The following is a 15,133-nucleotide window of genomic DNA, read 5'->3' as shown; positions in this document are numbered from 1 at the left end:
AGTTAAATGATAGTGTAGTAAGGAGATTCAAATATGTTAAAAGATACAATCATTAGGGCCTTTCATAAAGATGATTTAGAACAAGTATTACAGTTGTTCTATGAAACAGTTCATACAATTAATGCAAAAGATTATAACGTATTACAGCTACAGGCATGGGCACCAGATCAGCTAGATAGAGAAAGCTGGTTACAGTCTTTAGAGAAGAATATTAGTTATGTAGCGGATCATAACGGTGTGATAGTCGGATTTGGGGATTATAATGATGAGTATTACGTAGATCGTCTATTTACGCATAAAGATTATCAAGGGAAAAGAATAGCATCATACATACTACAGAAGTTAGAAAAAGAAGCAGTGAACTTGGGGCATAGGGAGATATATACAGAAGCGAGTATTACAGCAAAACCTTTTTTTGAAAGTAAAGGCTTTATTTGCATAAAGGAACAAAAGAAAGAGCATAATGGTCAGATTTTTATTAATTATGTAATGAAAAAATAGCCCTCTCGTAAAAGAGAAGGCTATTTTTCATTATTTTACAGCTTCTTTTAGTTCTTTACCAGCTTTGAAAGCAGGTACTTTAGAAGCTGCGATTTGCATTTCTTCACCAGTTTGTGGGTTACGGCCTGTACGAGCAGCTCTTTCGCGAACTTCGAATGTACCGAATCCGATAAGTTGTACTTTTTCACCAGCAGCTAAAGTGTTAGTGATTGATTCTACTACAGTTTGTACAACTACAGTAGCTTCTTTTTGAGAAATCTCAGCATTTTGTGCTACGTTTTTGATTAATTCTGTTTTGTTCATGTTTTTCACCTCATATGTAAATAATGCTATTTAAGTTGTTATTATAACGTATAAAACATTCAAGAACAAGTGTACGCACATATATTCATAAAAAAAATGGAATTTGTAATATTTTTCAGGATTACTGTATAGTCGTTCCATTTAAGCAGATACAGATTTTTTCTTTAATTCCGTTTGTTCTTTAGTAGAAGGTAGTTTCTTATTATAAGATATGAAATAAGGTAATGCCACAAATAACATACCTCCTACTAAGTTTCCGAAGAAAACAAAAATGAAGTTTGGAAAATATTCAAACCAAGTTAAATGACCAGCAAAAATTGCAGCTGGGATGACAAACATATTGGCTACAACGTGTTGAAATCCAATTGCAACAAAAGTCATAACTGGGAACCAAATACCGATAATCTTTCCGATAAATTCTTTACTTCCCATACTGAGCCAAACAGCTAAACAAACAAGCCAATTACATCCGATTGCAGAAATGAAAGCTTGTAGTGGTGTATCTTGTAGTTTAGCTTGCGCAACAGAAACTGTTTTCGCTAAAAAAGCGCCCTCTGCTAATCCGACGATATGACCGAAAAAATAAGCAACGAATACAGCACCTATGAAGTTGCTAAACGTAACAATGAATAAATTTCGAATGAAGTGAAATAAGTCGATTTTTTTATGAAGCCACGCCATTGAAACGGTCATCATATTGCCAGTTACTAACTCACCGCCTGCAAGAATAACGAGTATAAGACCGATAGGGAATACAGCAGCGCCTAGAAAACTAGTAAATGATCCCCAAGCCTTTGGCATTGTTCCAATAACATGAATATCGAGTAAATACCCTAATGCTATGAAAGCACCGCCAAAAAAACCGAGAATTAGCATAGGGAGTAATGATAAATGAGCTTTTTTTCTTCCGGAATTAGCAGCAAGTTCCGTAATTTCTTCTGGTGTAAATACAGACATGAATAATCTCTCCTTAATAAAATGATAAAAGAATAGATGGAACATTTTTAAGAATCTATGTATTATAAAAATATGTTATGACTTCTGTATAAATTTGTCAAAGTGAGCAGGACTGGAATTGAATATAACTAACATTGTTCGTGTTGTCACATTCATGTAACAATAAGGTTTTAAAGTACTTCTAGAGGTGAGAACATGAATACGTATCACGTAAAAGAAGAACAAAAAAAATCAATCGTCAAGGTATCTATAATCAGTTTTGTAAGTGTAGTAATGATTTCTATAAGTTTGTATTTCTATGCGACAGAAATAGAACGAAAACTAGTAACAGTTACGTGGAATGAAATAGAAGTTTCTACAATTCCTAAAGAGTTTCATAATAAAAAAATATTGCAGTTCTCAGATGTACATTTAGGACCAGAATTCACACTGAAACAACTAGAAAATTTGGTGGAGAAGATGAATGCGTTACGTCCGGATGTAGTAGTTTTTACAGGGGATTTAATAGATAAATTTGGATCGTATCAAGCCGAAAAAGAAGAAGCAAAAGGCATATTACAGCAAATACATGCGCCCTTAGGGAAATATGCAGTGTTTGGGAATCATGATAGAGGCGGGGGAGGTAGTTTATTTTATAAAAAATATATGGAGGAAGCTGGTTTCGCTGTGTTAGTAAATGAAGTGCAGAAAATTAAAGCGGAAAACGGAAAATATATTACAATATCAGGTTTGGATGATTTCTTATTAGGAAAGCCGCAAATAGACTCGACTTTAAAACATGTGAGGCAACAAGATTTCAATATGCTCTTAGTACATGAGCCGGATGTTGTAGACAAAGTAGCTCGTTACCCAGTTGATTTTCAAATGTCAGGCCATAGTCACGGAGGACAAGTTCAAATTCCTTTTATCGGTCCATTCATTACGACAAAACTAGCTGAGATTCATGTTGAAGGTATGTATGAATTAGAAGGGAAGAATAAGCCGTTACATTTATACGTAAATCGTGGTATTGGGACAACACGAATGCCTGTTAGATTTTGTAGTGTACCTGAACTTTCAGTATTTGTATTGAAGCAAAATAGTAACTAATGTATTCAATTCCACATCATCATTCTCAATTTGTTTTTGATGAACGAGCGATGTTAATTGGTGGTAAATAAAAAACAACAATAGGTCATATAAAACCTATTGTTGTTTTTTATTATTTTTGCAAGGGAATAGCATCGAAATATGTTCTATAGCTACTAGAGAATTCAAAGTTATTTTTTGCATCCCAATTAATAGACCAAGACATTAGACCGCGGAATGCAGGATAGCCACTCGCATTTGAAAGTTTATACTTTCCTCCGAAAGGAATTCCCTTAATGATATAATCTAAAGCTTTTTTCATTTCAGTTGGAGAAATATACCCACCACTTGGAGCGGCCGCTGGTGCTGCAGGAAGTCCAATCATTACTTGATCCGAACGAAGAGCTGGGAACATGTTATTTGCATTACCACCTACAGGAAAACCATGTAAGAGCATATCTGCCATAGCGACCTCGTAGTCTGCAGTACCTTGATTGTAGTTATTACCGTCCATTCCAACCCCGCTGCCAGCGTTGTAGTGTTGAACGTGAATGTATGTCAGTTTGTCTTTCACTCCGTAAATAATCGGTAAATATGCACCCCAGATGCTTCCGTATGCACTATAACCGCCTTGAACATAAGCTGTTTCAGGAGCCATGCTTAATAGAAAGTCGGGACCGTAATGATCTGAGATTGTTCGAATAGCCGAAATAAGATTTACGATTTGAGGAGTAGTTGGGTTTTTGAAATTAGTGTCATTTCCGTTTAAGTAAATACCTGATTCAAGGTCAATATCTATTCCATCAAAACCGTATTTATCAATGAGAGATTGTATGGAATTAATAAAGCGTTGCTTAGCGGCATTGTCAGGAAGTAAAACGACTCCATTTTGTCCACCAATTGAAAGAACTACTTTTTTTCCTTTACTCTTTAAATAAGAAATATCTGATTTGAATTCTGCATCTGTACCATACACAGGAGAAAATTCAACAGTAGAACGATCACCACCAGTTTCCCCGAAAGATACATTAATTACATCCCATTTTGGTGAAACGTCTCTTAATTTAATAATGCCAGTACCGTTATCAAAGTTATGCCAGTATCCAACGAGTAGTTTTGATCCTAAATTGTTTGCTGCTTGTGCTTGAAAGGGGGCTAGTGGTAGCAGTAAAAAAATTACTAACGTACAACAAATGAATTTGAACTTGTTTAACATATCAACACTCCTATACAAAAAGTTGTCTAGATGTATAATCTTGTTTATTTAATAATATCTGAAAATTCGTTCTTTTGTAAGGTGACTATAATTTTCTCAACAATTGTATATGGAAAATTATTAAACCTAATGTAATAATTTTTATGGGAGCTTGCATTACAATTGTTAAATTCAGAATATTTTGATATATTTTAAAGTGTAGGCAAAGTTTTCACATAATACTCTTACATAAATTTCAAAATTACGTTTGGAAGGGGATGTATAAGAGTTGGATAAAAATCTTAAGAAAGACCTCAAAATACGCCACATTACAATGATCTCAATTGGCGGCGTAATAGGAGCTGGTTTGTTTGTTGGAAGTGGGGCGGTTGTACATTCAGCCGGACCAGGTTCTATCGTTTCATATGCATTAGCAGGACTTCTAGTTATTTTCGTTATGAGAATGCTTGGAGAAATGGCAGCTATTAACCCGACAAGTGGGTCATTTGCAACATATGCACGAGAAGCAATTGGTCCATGGGCGGGTTATACAATTGGGTGGCTATATTGGTTTTTCTGGGTAATTGTTATTGCAATAGAAGCCACAGCAGGTGCTGGTATTATTCAATACTGGATTCCAGAAATCCCTCTTTGGTTATTAAGCCTAATATTAACGATTTTATTAACATTGACGAATGTTTTTTCGGTGAAATCATTTGGAGAGTTTGAATATTGGTTTTCTTTTATTAAAGTAATAAGTATCGTTTTGTTCCTTTGTCTTGGACTAGCTGTTATTTTAGGATTTGTACCAGGAACGGAAGCACCTGGCACTTCCAATTTAGTAGGACAAGGAGGATTTATGCCAAACGGTATAAGTTCGGTGCTACTTGGAATTACTGTCGTTATATTTTCATTTATGGGATCTGAGATTGTTGCAGTAGCTGCTGGAGAATCTGCTGAACCTGTAAAAGCAGTAAAAACAGCAACAAATAGTGTAATTTGGCGTATTCTCGTATTTTTCATTGGATCTATCGCTGTAGTTGTTACACTTCTTCCGTGGAATTCAGCGAACATACTAAAAAGTCCGTTTGTAGCAGTACTGGAACATATAGGAATACCAGCGGCAGCACAAATTATGAATTTTATCGTTTTAACAGCTGTACTTTCTTGTTTAAATTCTGGTTTATATACGAACTCAAGAATGCTTTTTTCAATGGCAGAAAGAGGAGATGCTCCAAAGGCATTTTTGAAATTGAATAGTAGTGGTGTTCCAGTTCGGGCCGTTTTATTCGGAACGTTCTTCGCTTATATTGGAGTTGTTTTTAGTTACATATCTCCAGATAAAGTCTTTTTATTTTTAGTCAATGCATCTGGCGGAATTGCGTTACTCGTTTATCTCGTTATAGCAGTTTCACATTTAAAGATCCGTAAAAAAATGGGGAAAGTAGAACAACAAAATTTGAAAGTGAAAATGTGGTTTTTCCCGTATGTGACGTATGTTACAATTGCAGCTATTATAGCAGTTTTAATTGCGATGCTTGCAATTGAATCTTTACGTTCACAAGCACTTTTGACGATGCTTGTTACTGTTCTTATAATACTTTCTTATTTTATTTTTAATAGAAATAAAAATAGTACGGTGTTGAATACTAAAAGTAAGAATGAGGAATCTATTCGATTCTAATTTCTTGTTTTCTAAGAAATGCTACATCCAATCATTGGTAGAAAAGATTCATATATAAGTAAAGAAAAGAGTAATTACTATTGTCATAGTGAATATAAACTTTTTTCTTGACTTTTTATACGAAGGCGAGCAGAATGGTAAAAAAGGAAGGGGGGATGACGATGGAAGAGTATGTATTAGAGCTGTATAACCTGTTATATACGACAGAATGGCAAGATATTGTTTCGTTTCTAGGAATCGTATTTTGTATGAAAATTGTAATTGTATATATGGAAGAGCAAGGTATGTTCTATTCCTTCTCATCCCCGTTCGATGTGCAACGCGAGCCGTTGCTGAACTATGCCAAGGTAAATTACGAACAATTTCCTTTTGTATTTTTCTTTATGATTCGATTTATAACAGCAATTGTAAAGAAAAAGGAAAGTGACGATGAAGAGTGCCACTCAACTTGTAATATAGCGAATGTTTTTTAAGCTAAATACAAGGAGGAGATTTATATGTGGTTTCGATTTCTTATGATTGGTTTCTTTTCATTAACAGCAATTTCTTTAATGGGATATCAAGTGTCTGAAATTTTTCAAGCATATAGCGATACATTTTTTAACAAAAACTAATCGCATTGCTATTTGAATAATAAAGCGATAAAATCCTTCTTAAGAAGTTTTATTAAGAAGGATTTTTTCTTTGTTTTGTCTTGCTGTGTCAAACTATTGTCACATTTACACTGTGAATAGTATGTTAAAATAGTGAGGTTACGTATACATATTTGAAGGAAGAGGGAGTGACCATTTTGGTGGATCAATCAACAAATCAGAAAAGCTATGCTCCTATTGTGATAACGCTTTCTGTAATTGTAAATGCGATTATTTTATTTTTGTTCTTTGGACCTGTTGGCTATGAAGGAGAAGTACATTTTGATGTAACGATTTTACCAATGTTAAACGCAATTTTTAATAGCTTTACGTTTGTATTTTTATTAGCAGCGTTATTCTCTATTATTAAGAAGAATGTGAAAATGCATCGTGGCTTCATCCTAGCAGCATTTACAACGACGTTGCTATTTTGTGTTTCTTATTTATCGTATCATTACTTGGCGCCAGCAACACATTTTGGTGGCGAAGGATTCATTAAATATGTGTATTTCATCATTTTAATTACACATATTATCCTAGCAGCAATTATCGTACCACTTGCATTGTTTGCACTTGTATTTGGTTTTACAAATCAATTAACACGTCATCGTAAAATTGTACGTTGGACGATGCCGATTTGGTTATATGTAAGTTTATCTGGTGTTATTGTTTACTTAATGATCTCACCTTATTATCAATAAAAAATCTCAGCCTATAGGCTGAGATTTTTTTGTTAGGCAAATGTTTTTGTAAAATGAAAAAAATATGGTATACAAAAGTATAGTTGCTTTTCATATAGAAGGGATGGTAAAGGGATATGCAAAATTTTGTATTTCGTAATCCAACGAAACTTATTTTCGGTAAAGGTCAATTAGAGCAATTGAAAACTGAAATTCCACAGTTCGGTAAAAAAGTTCTTCTCGTATACGGGGGAGGCAGCATTAAAAGAAACGGTATTTATGATAATGTAATTTCTATTTTAAAGGAAATAAATGCAGAAGTATTTGAATTGACAGGTGTTGAACCGAATCCACGTGTATCAACTGTAAAGAAAGGGATTCAAATTTGTAAAGATAATGGTGTTGAATTTATTTTAGCAGTTGGTGGAGGTAGTGTAATCGACTGTACGAAGGCAATTGCAGCTGGTAGTAAGTACGATGGAGATGTGTGGGATATTGTAACGAAAAAAACATTTGCCAGTGAGGCATTACCATTTGGTACTGTGCTTACTCTTGCGGCAACAGGATCTGAAATGAATGCTGGTTCTGTCATTACAAACTGGGAAACGAATGAAAAATATGGCTGGGGTAGCCCAGTTACCTTCCCTCAGTTTTCAATTTTAGATCCAGCTCATACTGCGTCTGTACCGAGGGATCAAACAATTTACGGTATGGTAGATATTATGTCACACGTATTAGAACAATATTTCCATCATGGAACAAATACAGAATTACAAGATCGTTATTGTGAATCTGTTTTAAAAACAGTCATTGAGACAGCTCCTAAGCTTTTAAATGATCTAGAAAATTATGAGCATAGAGAAACGATTTTATACTGCGGTACTATGGCGCTAAACGGTATTTTAGCGATGGGAGTAAAAGGAGACTGGGCAACACACAATATTGAGCACGCGGTTTCAGCGGTTCATGATATACCACACGGAGGTGGCCTTGCGATTTTATTCCCGAACTGGATGAAGCATGTTGTAGATGAAAATGTAAGTCGTTTTAAACAATTTGCTATTCGTGTATTCGATGTAGAAACAGATGGAAAGACTGATCGAGAAATTGCGTTAGAAGGAATTGAGGCGTTACGTCAATTTTGGACTTCAATTGAAGCACCAGTAACTTTATCTGATTATGCTATTGGAGAAAATGAAATTGATGTAATGGCGGATAAAGCGATGGCTTATGGCGAATTTGGTAACTTTAAAAAATTAAATAAAGACGATGTTTTAAGCATATATAAAGCTTCCTTATAAGTGAAGCGAGTAAAGGAACCCATTTGATATAACAATCCAATGGGTTTCTTTTTTGTTGTTTATAACTGTTTGTGATTGTTTTTGGTTATTTATGAATGTTTATGGTTGATTTTTGTGATCGTTTTCATTATACTGTAATCAAAGAAGAGGTGAATAAAATGTTAACTCCTGAACGTCATCAAATGATATTGCAACTTGTAAAAGAGCAGAAGGTTGTTAAATTACAACAATTAGTGGAAAGAACAGAAAGCTCTGAATCAACAATTCGTCGTGATTTAGCGCAATTGGAAAAACAACGGTTATTAAAAAGAGTTCACGGTGGTGCAGCTGTTTTAACAGGAAAAGGACAGGAGCCGACGATGGTTGAAAAATCATCCAAAAACATTCAAATAAAACAACAAATTGCGAAGTATGCGGCTAACGTTGTGGAACAAGGTGATTGCATTTATTTAGATGCAGGAAGTACAACATTTGAAATGATTCCATTTTTAATAAATAAGGATGTTACCGTTGTTACGAATGGACTTATGCATATTGAAGCTTTAGTTGAAAATCATATTCGTGCATATTTACTAGGCGGAATGATGAAGAGTAGGACGAAAGCTTTAATCGGTGCTATGGCACAGGAAAGCATGCAGAAGTATCGTTTTGATAAATGTTTTTTAGGAGCGAATGGTGTACATGAACAGCTTGGTTTTACAACACCAGATCCAGAAGAGGCACTTTTAAAGCAAATGGCATTAACATTAGCAAATGAAGGATATTTCTTAATTGATGAAAGTAAGTTTTCGGAAGTTGCGTTTGCGAAAATTGCCAATGTGGAAGAGGCGAATATTATTACAAACCATTTAGAAATTGATTTAGAAAAATATAAAAGACAAACCAATGTAATTGAGGCTGATAAACAATGATCTATACAGTAACTTTAAACCCATCTATTGATTATATAGTACAAGTTAATTCCTTAGAGTTAGGCGCAGTAAATCGAGCGGAAAAAGATATGAAGTTTCCTGGAGGGAAAGGGATTAATGTTTCTCGTGTTCTTCATCGTTTAGGTGTGGAAAATGTAGCGCTAGGATTTACTGGTGGATTTACCGGTCGATTTATTAAAGATGTATTACAGACGGAAGGTGTAATAACAAACTTCGTCCAAGTAGATGGAGATTCTCGAATTAATGTGAAAATAAAAGGGCAAGAAGAAACAGAATTAAATGGGCAAGGACCTAGTGTGACTAAGGAACAATTTGAACAATTAATGAAACAAATTGAAAGTATGCAAAAGGGAGATTGTGTTGTACTAGCTGGAAGTGTACCAGCGTCTATCCCAACTACCTTTTATGAATCAATCGCAGCGTTCGGAGCTGAAAAAGGCATTCGTGTAGTAGTAGATGCAAGTGGTAGTGCCTTGCAGCATGTAGTTAAAAATAAACCATTTTTAATAAAGCCTAATCATCATGAACTTGGTGAGTTATTCGGAGTAGAGATTTCCACAGTAGAAGATGTTTTACCATATGGAAGAAAATTAGTTGAACAAGGTGTAGAGCACGTTATCGTATCAATGGCCGGAGATGGAGCTTTATTATTTACGGCAGAAGGTATATATGAAGCAACTATTCCAAAAGGCGTTGTAATTAATTCGGTTGGGGCTGGAGATTCTCTCGTTGCGGGATTTGTAGGAAGATATGAACAGACAAAAGATATTGAAAAGGCATTTCAATATGGCGTTGCAACAGGGAGTGCAACAGCATTTTCAGCCGATTTATGTGAAAAGGAAAAAGTAGAAGAATTATTGTCGCAAGTAATTGTAACTAAGCGATAGGGGGAAGCAACATATGAAAATTACAGAACTATTAAAAAGGGATACAGTTATTATGAATTTGACAGCTTCAAATAAAGAAGCTGTCATAGATGAGTTAGTTGAGAAATTAAACGGGGCAAATCGTTTAAATAGCAAAGCTGAATTTAAAGAAGCTATTTTAAAGCGGGAGTCACAAAGTACAACCGGCATTGGTGAAGGGATTGCTATACCTCATGCGAAAACAAAAGCTGTTAAGCAACCAGCGATTTGTTTTGGTAGAAGTGTAAGCGGTATCAACTATGAATCGCTTGACGGACAACCTGCGCATTTATTTTTTATGATTGCTGCAAGTGAAGGGGCGAATAATACGCATTTGGAAACGTTATCACGCCTATCTACACTATTAATGGATGAAGGGTTTCGTAAGCAATTGTTAGAAGCGAAGGATGAAGAAGAACTTCTTCGTTTATTTGATGAAAAAGAAAATGAAAAAGAAGAAGAAGAGGTTGAAGTTGCAAAACCAGAAGGGAATGAACCGTACGTATTAGCTGTTACAGCTTGCCCGACTGGAATCGCTCACACATATATGGCTGCAGATAGCTTGAAAGCAAAAGCAGCAGAGCTAGGAATTGCAATTAAAGTTGAAACGAATGGATCAACAGGTATAAAAAACGGTTTAACGAAAGAGGATATTGAACGCGCAACGGCTATAATTGTTGCGGCAGATAAACAAGTAGAAATGAACCGTTTTGCTGGTAAACATGTTATTCAAGTGCCAGTCGCTGACGGGATTAGAAAAACTGAAAAACTTCTTAATCGTGCTGTAAAACAGGATGCACCAATCTTTAAAGGTGTAAAAGAGGATGGAAAGGCAGAAAATACGGAGAAAGAAAATGGATTAGGAATTTATAAGCATTTAATGAACGGCGTAAGTAATATGCTTCCATTCGTTGTTGGTGGCGGGATTTTAATTGCGCTAGCGTTTTCGTTTGGTGGTATAAAAGCAGAAGGTCCTTTAGCTGAATTGTTCATGTCTATTGGAGGAGGGGGAACAGGGGCATTTTTATTCCTTGTACCAATTTTAGCAGGATTTATTGCTAGTTCTATTGCTGATCGTCCTGGTTTTATGCCTGGTGTTGTCGGAGGATTTTTAGCGGCACATGCGAATGCTGGATTTTTAGGTGGATTAATTGCTGGTTTCTTAGCCGGATATGTTGTTTTAGGATTGAAAAAATTATTTTCAGGGTTACCAGTACAGTTAGAAGGAATTAAGCCTGTTTTGTTATATCCAGTCTTCGGACTATTGATTACAGGAGTTGTTATGCAAAAAGTAGTAATTCCGCCTGTAGTAGCATTGAATGAAATGTTAACAGGATGGTTAAATGGTTTGAACGGTACAAATGCTATATTACTAGGTCTTATTTTAGGTGCGATGATGGCAATTGATATGGGTGGTCCAATTAATAAAGCAGCATTTACGTTTGGTATTGCTGCGATAGAAGCGAAGAACTTTGGGGTGCATTCAGCGGTTATGGCTGGTGGTATGGTGCCACCGCTTGCAATTGCGTTAGCAACTACCTTCTTTAAATCGAAGTTTACAGAAGCGGAACGTAAGTCTGGTTTAACAAATTATATTATGGGGGCATCGTTTATTACAGAAGGTGCGATTCCATTTGCAGCAGCAGATCCGGTTCGGGTAATTGTCAGTTGTGTTGTCGGTTCAAGTATTGCAGGTGCATTATCAATGTTATTCCAAATTACATTACCAGCACCGCATGGTGGATTGTTTGTTATCGCTTTAGTAAATAAACCAGTGTTATATATTTTCTCGATATTGATAGGGGCAGTTGTTTCTGCTCTTATGATGGGAATTTGGAAAAAGAAAGTTAAATAATACGTGTAAAGGGAGTAGCTTTTATTAGCTGCTCCTTTTTATTACAAAAAAGGAGGTTGATAATTGGAGAATGATGAATTTTGGTAAAAGATGTAATGAAATATGATTTTTTTGTAACAAAAAAGTAATACTGTAATTTTTTCTGGAAAAAAATTCTGATGCTTGTATGTGGAAAATATATGAAAACTATTGGGAATTCTATTGGAAATGTAATTCATTAATATGGAAATTTATGTTACAGCTCATTAATCGTATATTACGAATGGTTTGTAATTGTGTGTTTTCTAAAAATCTTAAAAATCCGTTGCTATAATAAAAATACGAAAACAAAGCAAATGGAGGCTATTCATGAAAAAATTATTAGGTATAGCAACGGCGGCAGTTTTTGGTCTTGGGATTTTTGCAGGTTCTGCGAAAGCGGAAACGATTGTAACAACAGACGTATTAAATGTTAGAGAAAACCCAACTGTAGAGTCTAAGCTTGTAGGTAAAATGTTAAGTGGAAATAAATTAGATGTTGTAAATACAGAAAACGGATGGACAAAAATTAAATTAAATGGTCAAGAAGCGTTTGTAAGTGCTGAATTTACAAAAAGTACATATTATGTAACGGCGGGTGTGTTAAATGTTCGCGCTGGAGCGAATACTGATTCAGAAATTCTTGGAAAACTGAATAAAAATGATGTAATTGAAACGACAAATCAAGTTCAAAATGAATGGTTGCAATTTGACTATAATGGAAAAACAGGATATGTTCATGTGCCATTTTTAACAGGAACGGCACCAGTGATTGAAAAGAAAGAAGTTGCAACGAAAGAAGAAGCGCCGGAAAGAGTAAATACGCCGGTTAAAAGTAATAAAGTAGTTAAGAGTAAAGAATCTGTTAAGAATGTAGAATCAAGTAAACCTGTGGCAAAACAGCAGTCAACTACGAAACAAGTTGCGAAATCTAATGAAACAAGTGCACCGACTAGTGGACGTGAAATAACGGTAGAAGCGACAGCATATACAGCAGATCCGAGTGAGAATGGTTCGTATGGTGGTCGTGTATTAACTGCAATGGGGCATGACTTAACAGCAAATCCAAATATGAAAGTAATTGCTGTTGATCCTAAAGTAATTCCACTTGGATCAAAAGTATGGGTAGAAGGATATGGAGAAGCGATTGCTGGAGATACTGGTGGTGCGATTAAAGGAAATCGTATTGATGTTTTAGTTGGCTCAGATGGTAGTGCGAATAGCTGGGGGCGCAAATCTGTAAAAGTGAAAGTTATAGAGTAGTATATATGTATTAATATAAAAGGCGGTTGCTTGAAAGTATGTAAGCAATCGCCTTTTATGGATTATTGAAAAGGATAAATAGTTTTACCTGTAATAATTTTATATGCGCTGCAAAATTGGTTTTGTATATACTCTGTATCTTTATTTTCTAGATGGAATGTTGTTTCTTGGAGAGCAGAATGAAAAGAACGTAATAAACAATTTAAGGCGAAGTATAATTCTTCTTGTGAACAATTGTGTTCTTTTGTAGCAGTAGCTAAAATGAGGTCTTTTGTCAAAGATGAAAAATTGATAGTGGATTGTTTCATAGTTAACTCATCCTCTCGAAGGTATTTTTAATCATGTATATGTGGAATTGGACAAACTATGTTCTTTTTTATTTATAATTTCATGTACCGTAATGAAAGAACTTGCAATCATGCCGTTAAAATTGGTAAGATTGGATATAATCAATAGATGGAGTACATTACATAAAGAGAGTTGAATGATATGGGAGAAGTGCAACGTGAAAAAGTTGCTGTCATCATTGGACCAACTGCTGTTGGGAAGACGAAGTTAAGTATTGATCTTGCCAAAGCGTTAAATGGTGAAATTATAAGTGGAGATTCCATGCAGATTTATCGTACGATGGATATTGGAACCGCAAAGGTGACGAAAGAAGAGATGGACGGAATTCCACATTATATGGTTGATATAAAAAATCCGGAAGAATCATTTTCGGTTGCCGAATTTCAAGAACGTGTTCGTAAGCATATTCGCGAGATTACAGAGCGTGGTAAATTGCCGATTATCGTTGGTGGAACTGGTCTGTATATACAATCTGTTTTATTCGATTATCAGTTTACGGATGATGCTGGTGATGCTATATACCGAGAACAAATGGAAAAGTTAGCATTAGAACGTGGTGTGGAATATGTACATAAGAAATTACAGGAAATAGACCCAGAAAGCGCTGAGCGTATTCATGCAAATAATGTACGCCGTGTCATTAGGGCGTTAGAAATTTTCCACACGACGGGTGAAAAAATGAGTGATCAACTTGAAAAACAAGAAAACGAGTTATTATACGATGTTTCCTTAATTGGCTTGACAATGGATCGTGAAATGCTATACGATCGCATTAACTTACGAGTTGATATAATGATGGACCAAGGTTTATTAGAAGAAGTAGAAGGGTTGTATAATCGAGGGATACGAGATTGTCAATCTATTCAAGCGATTGGGTATAAAGAGATATATGATTATTTTGAGGATCGTGTCTCTTTAGAAGAAGCGGTATCACAATTAAAGACGAATTCACGTCGTTATGCAAAACGTCAATTAACGTGGTTCCGTAATAAGATGGATGTCACATGGTTTGATGTTACAGACGGTGAAAAAACGTCAGAAATTTTACGATACATAGAAGGAAAGCTACAACTAAAGTCGAATAATAGTAAGTAGAGAAAAAGAGGAGGATTCGACATGAAGCAATCAATCAATATTCAAGATCAGTTTTTAAATCAACTCCGTAAAGAGAATACGTTTGTTACGCTGTACTTATTAAATGGTTTCCAGCTTCGTGGATTAATTAAAGGATTTGATAATTTTACAGTCCTACTGGAAACAGAAGGTAAGCAACAGCTTATTTATAAACATGCAATTTCTACATTTGTACCACAAAAAAATGTTTCAATTGAATTAGAATAGTAATGAATTATTGTACATAACAAAAAAAGAGCGAGTTTTTCTGAAGTGACCCCTAAAAGTTAGACACAGTTATTTCATTAGGCAGCTTGATAAAAGTGAGTCCGGTATTGTACCGGGCTCATTTTTAATTTTGCCTTAATCCGTTTCGTA

The 15,133-nt window shown here is 35.2% G+C and carries 16 protein-coding genes; 12 read left to right on the top strand and 4 right to left on the bottom strand.

The genetic code is table 11. The annotated features are described in order from the left end of the window. Nucleotides 1-33 precede the first annotated feature (33 nt). On the top strand, nt 34-501 hold the full coding sequence (locus ACTFNE_RS00080; protein WP_046198533.1) for a GNAT family N-acetyltransferase: 468 nt from the start codon (nt 34-36) through the stop codon (nt 499-501). Between the two features lie 30 nt (nt 502-531). Here ACTFNE_RS00080 and ACTFNE_RS00075 read toward each other — a convergent pair whose 3' ends face one another. After that, nucleotides 532-804 (bottom strand): HU family DNA-binding protein, encoded by a 273-nt coding sequence (locus ACTFNE_RS00075; RefSeq protein WP_001043904.1) that lies wholly within the window; start codon nt 802-804, stop codon nt 532-534. 141 nt (nt 805-945) lie between these two features. Next, nucleotides 946-1,761 (bottom strand): formate/nitrite transporter family protein, encoded by an 816-nt coding sequence (locus tag ACTFNE_RS00070; RefSeq protein ID WP_046198534.1) that lies wholly within the window; start codon nt 1,759-1,761, stop codon nt 946-948. A gap of 195 nt (nt 1,762-1,956) precedes the next feature. Here ACTFNE_RS00070 and ACTFNE_RS00065 point away from each other — a divergent pair, with 195 nt between their 5' ends. Continuing rightward, a complete protein-coding gene (locus ACTFNE_RS00065) occupies nt 1,957-2,850 on the top strand; it encodes a metallophosphoesterase (RefSeq protein WP_046198535.1) in 894 nt (297 codons plus the stop codon). 112 nt (nt 2,851-2,962) lie between these two features. Here the strand turns inward: ACTFNE_RS00065 and ACTFNE_RS00060 are convergent, their stop codons facing one another. Further along, the gene (locus tag ACTFNE_RS00060; RefSeq protein WP_270705077.1) at nt 2,963-4,045 is read right to left on the bottom strand and encodes a chitinase; all 1,083 of its coding nucleotides are present in this window, start codon (nt 4,043-4,045) and stop codon (nt 2,963-2,965) included. A gap of 268 nt (nt 4,046-4,313) precedes the next feature. Between ACTFNE_RS00060 and gabP the strand changes: the two genes are divergently transcribed. From gabP to entD, 8 genes are all read left to right on the top strand, one after another. After that, a complete protein-coding gene (gabP, locus tag ACTFNE_RS00055) occupies nt 4,314-5,708 on the top strand; it encodes a GABA permease (protein WP_046198537.1) in 1,395 nt (464 codons plus the stop codon). 134 nt (nt 5,709-5,842) lie between these two features. Continuing rightward, nucleotides 5,843-6,181: a hypothetical protein gene (locus tag ACTFNE_RS00050; RefSeq protein WP_002022209.1), complete on the top strand. Its 339-nt coding sequence runs from the start codon at nt 5,843-5,845 to the stop codon at nt 6,179-6,181. Between the two features lie 317 nt (nt 6,182-6,498). Further along, on the top strand, nt 6,499-7,041 hold the full coding sequence (locus tag ACTFNE_RS00045) for a DUF420 domain-containing protein (protein ID WP_000228315.1): 543 nt from the start codon (nt 6,499-6,501) through the stop codon (nt 7,039-7,041). Nucleotides 7,042-7,157: 116 nt separating this feature from the next. Continuing rightward, a complete protein-coding gene (locus tag ACTFNE_RS00040) occupies nt 7,158-8,321 on the top strand; it encodes an iron-containing alcohol dehydrogenase (RefSeq protein WP_001179105.1) in 1,164 nt (387 codons plus the stop codon). A 158-nt stretch (nt 8,322-8,479) separates the two neighbouring features. Next, nucleotides 8,480-9,232, top strand: coding sequence for a DeoR/GlpR family DNA-binding transcription regulator (locus ACTFNE_RS00035; protein WP_000957275.1), 753 nt, complete (start codon nt 8,480-8,482; stop codon nt 9,230-9,232). After that, on the top strand, nt 9,229-10,140 hold the full coding sequence (gene pfkB / locus ACTFNE_RS00030; RefSeq protein ID WP_270705076.1) for a 1-phosphofructokinase: 912 nt from the start codon (nt 9,229-9,231) through the stop codon (nt 10,138-10,140). Before ACTFNE_RS00035 ends, pfkB begins: the two co-directional genes overlap by 4 nt. A 13-nt stretch (nt 10,141-10,153) precedes the next feature. Further along, complete coding sequence (locus ACTFNE_RS00025) at nt 10,154-12,013, top strand: PTS fructose transporter subunit IIABC (RefSeq protein ID WP_000704628.1); 1,860 nt, start codon at nt 10,154-10,156, stop codon at nt 12,011-12,013. A gap of 348 nt (nt 12,014-12,361) precedes the next feature. Beyond that, complete coding sequence (gene entD, locus ACTFNE_RS00020; protein ID WP_000734633.1) at nt 12,362-13,294, top strand: cell wall-binding protein EntD; 933 nt, start codon at nt 12,362-12,364, stop codon at nt 13,292-13,294. Nucleotides 13,295-13,356: 62 nt separating this feature from the next. Here the strand turns inward: entD and ACTFNE_RS00015 are convergent, their stop codons facing one another. After that, nucleotides 13,357-13,602 (bottom strand): hypothetical protein, encoded by a 246-nt coding sequence (locus ACTFNE_RS00015; RefSeq protein ID WP_046198539.1) that lies wholly within the window; start codon nt 13,600-13,602, stop codon nt 13,357-13,359. A gap of 181 nt (nt 13,603-13,783) precedes the next feature. Here ACTFNE_RS00015 and miaA point away from each other — a divergent pair, with 181 nt between their 5' ends. Then, nucleotides 13,784-14,737, top strand: a complete 954-nt coding sequence (gene miaA / locus ACTFNE_RS00010; protein ID WP_046198540.1) for a tRNA (adenosine(37)-N6)-dimethylallyltransferase MiaA — start codon at nt 13,784-13,786, stop codon at nt 14,735-14,737. Between the two features lie 21 nt (nt 14,738-14,758). Then, nucleotides 14,759-14,983 (top strand): RNA chaperone Hfq, encoded by a 225-nt coding sequence (gene hfq / locus ACTFNE_RS00005; protein WP_000813896.1) that lies wholly within the window; start codon nt 14,759-14,761, stop codon nt 14,981-14,983. Nucleotides 14,984-15,133: the final 150 nt, after the last annotated feature.

The sequence above is a fragment of the Bacillus cereus group sp. MYBKT111-2 genome (assembly GCF_051915205.1).
GTDB classification, from domain to species: domain Bacteria; phylum Bacillota; class Bacilli; order Bacillales; family Bacillaceae_G; genus Bacillus_A; species Bacillus_A paranthracis.
Note: the sequence above shows the minus strand (reverse complement) of the source record. Positions and strands in the feature narration are given on the sequence as shown.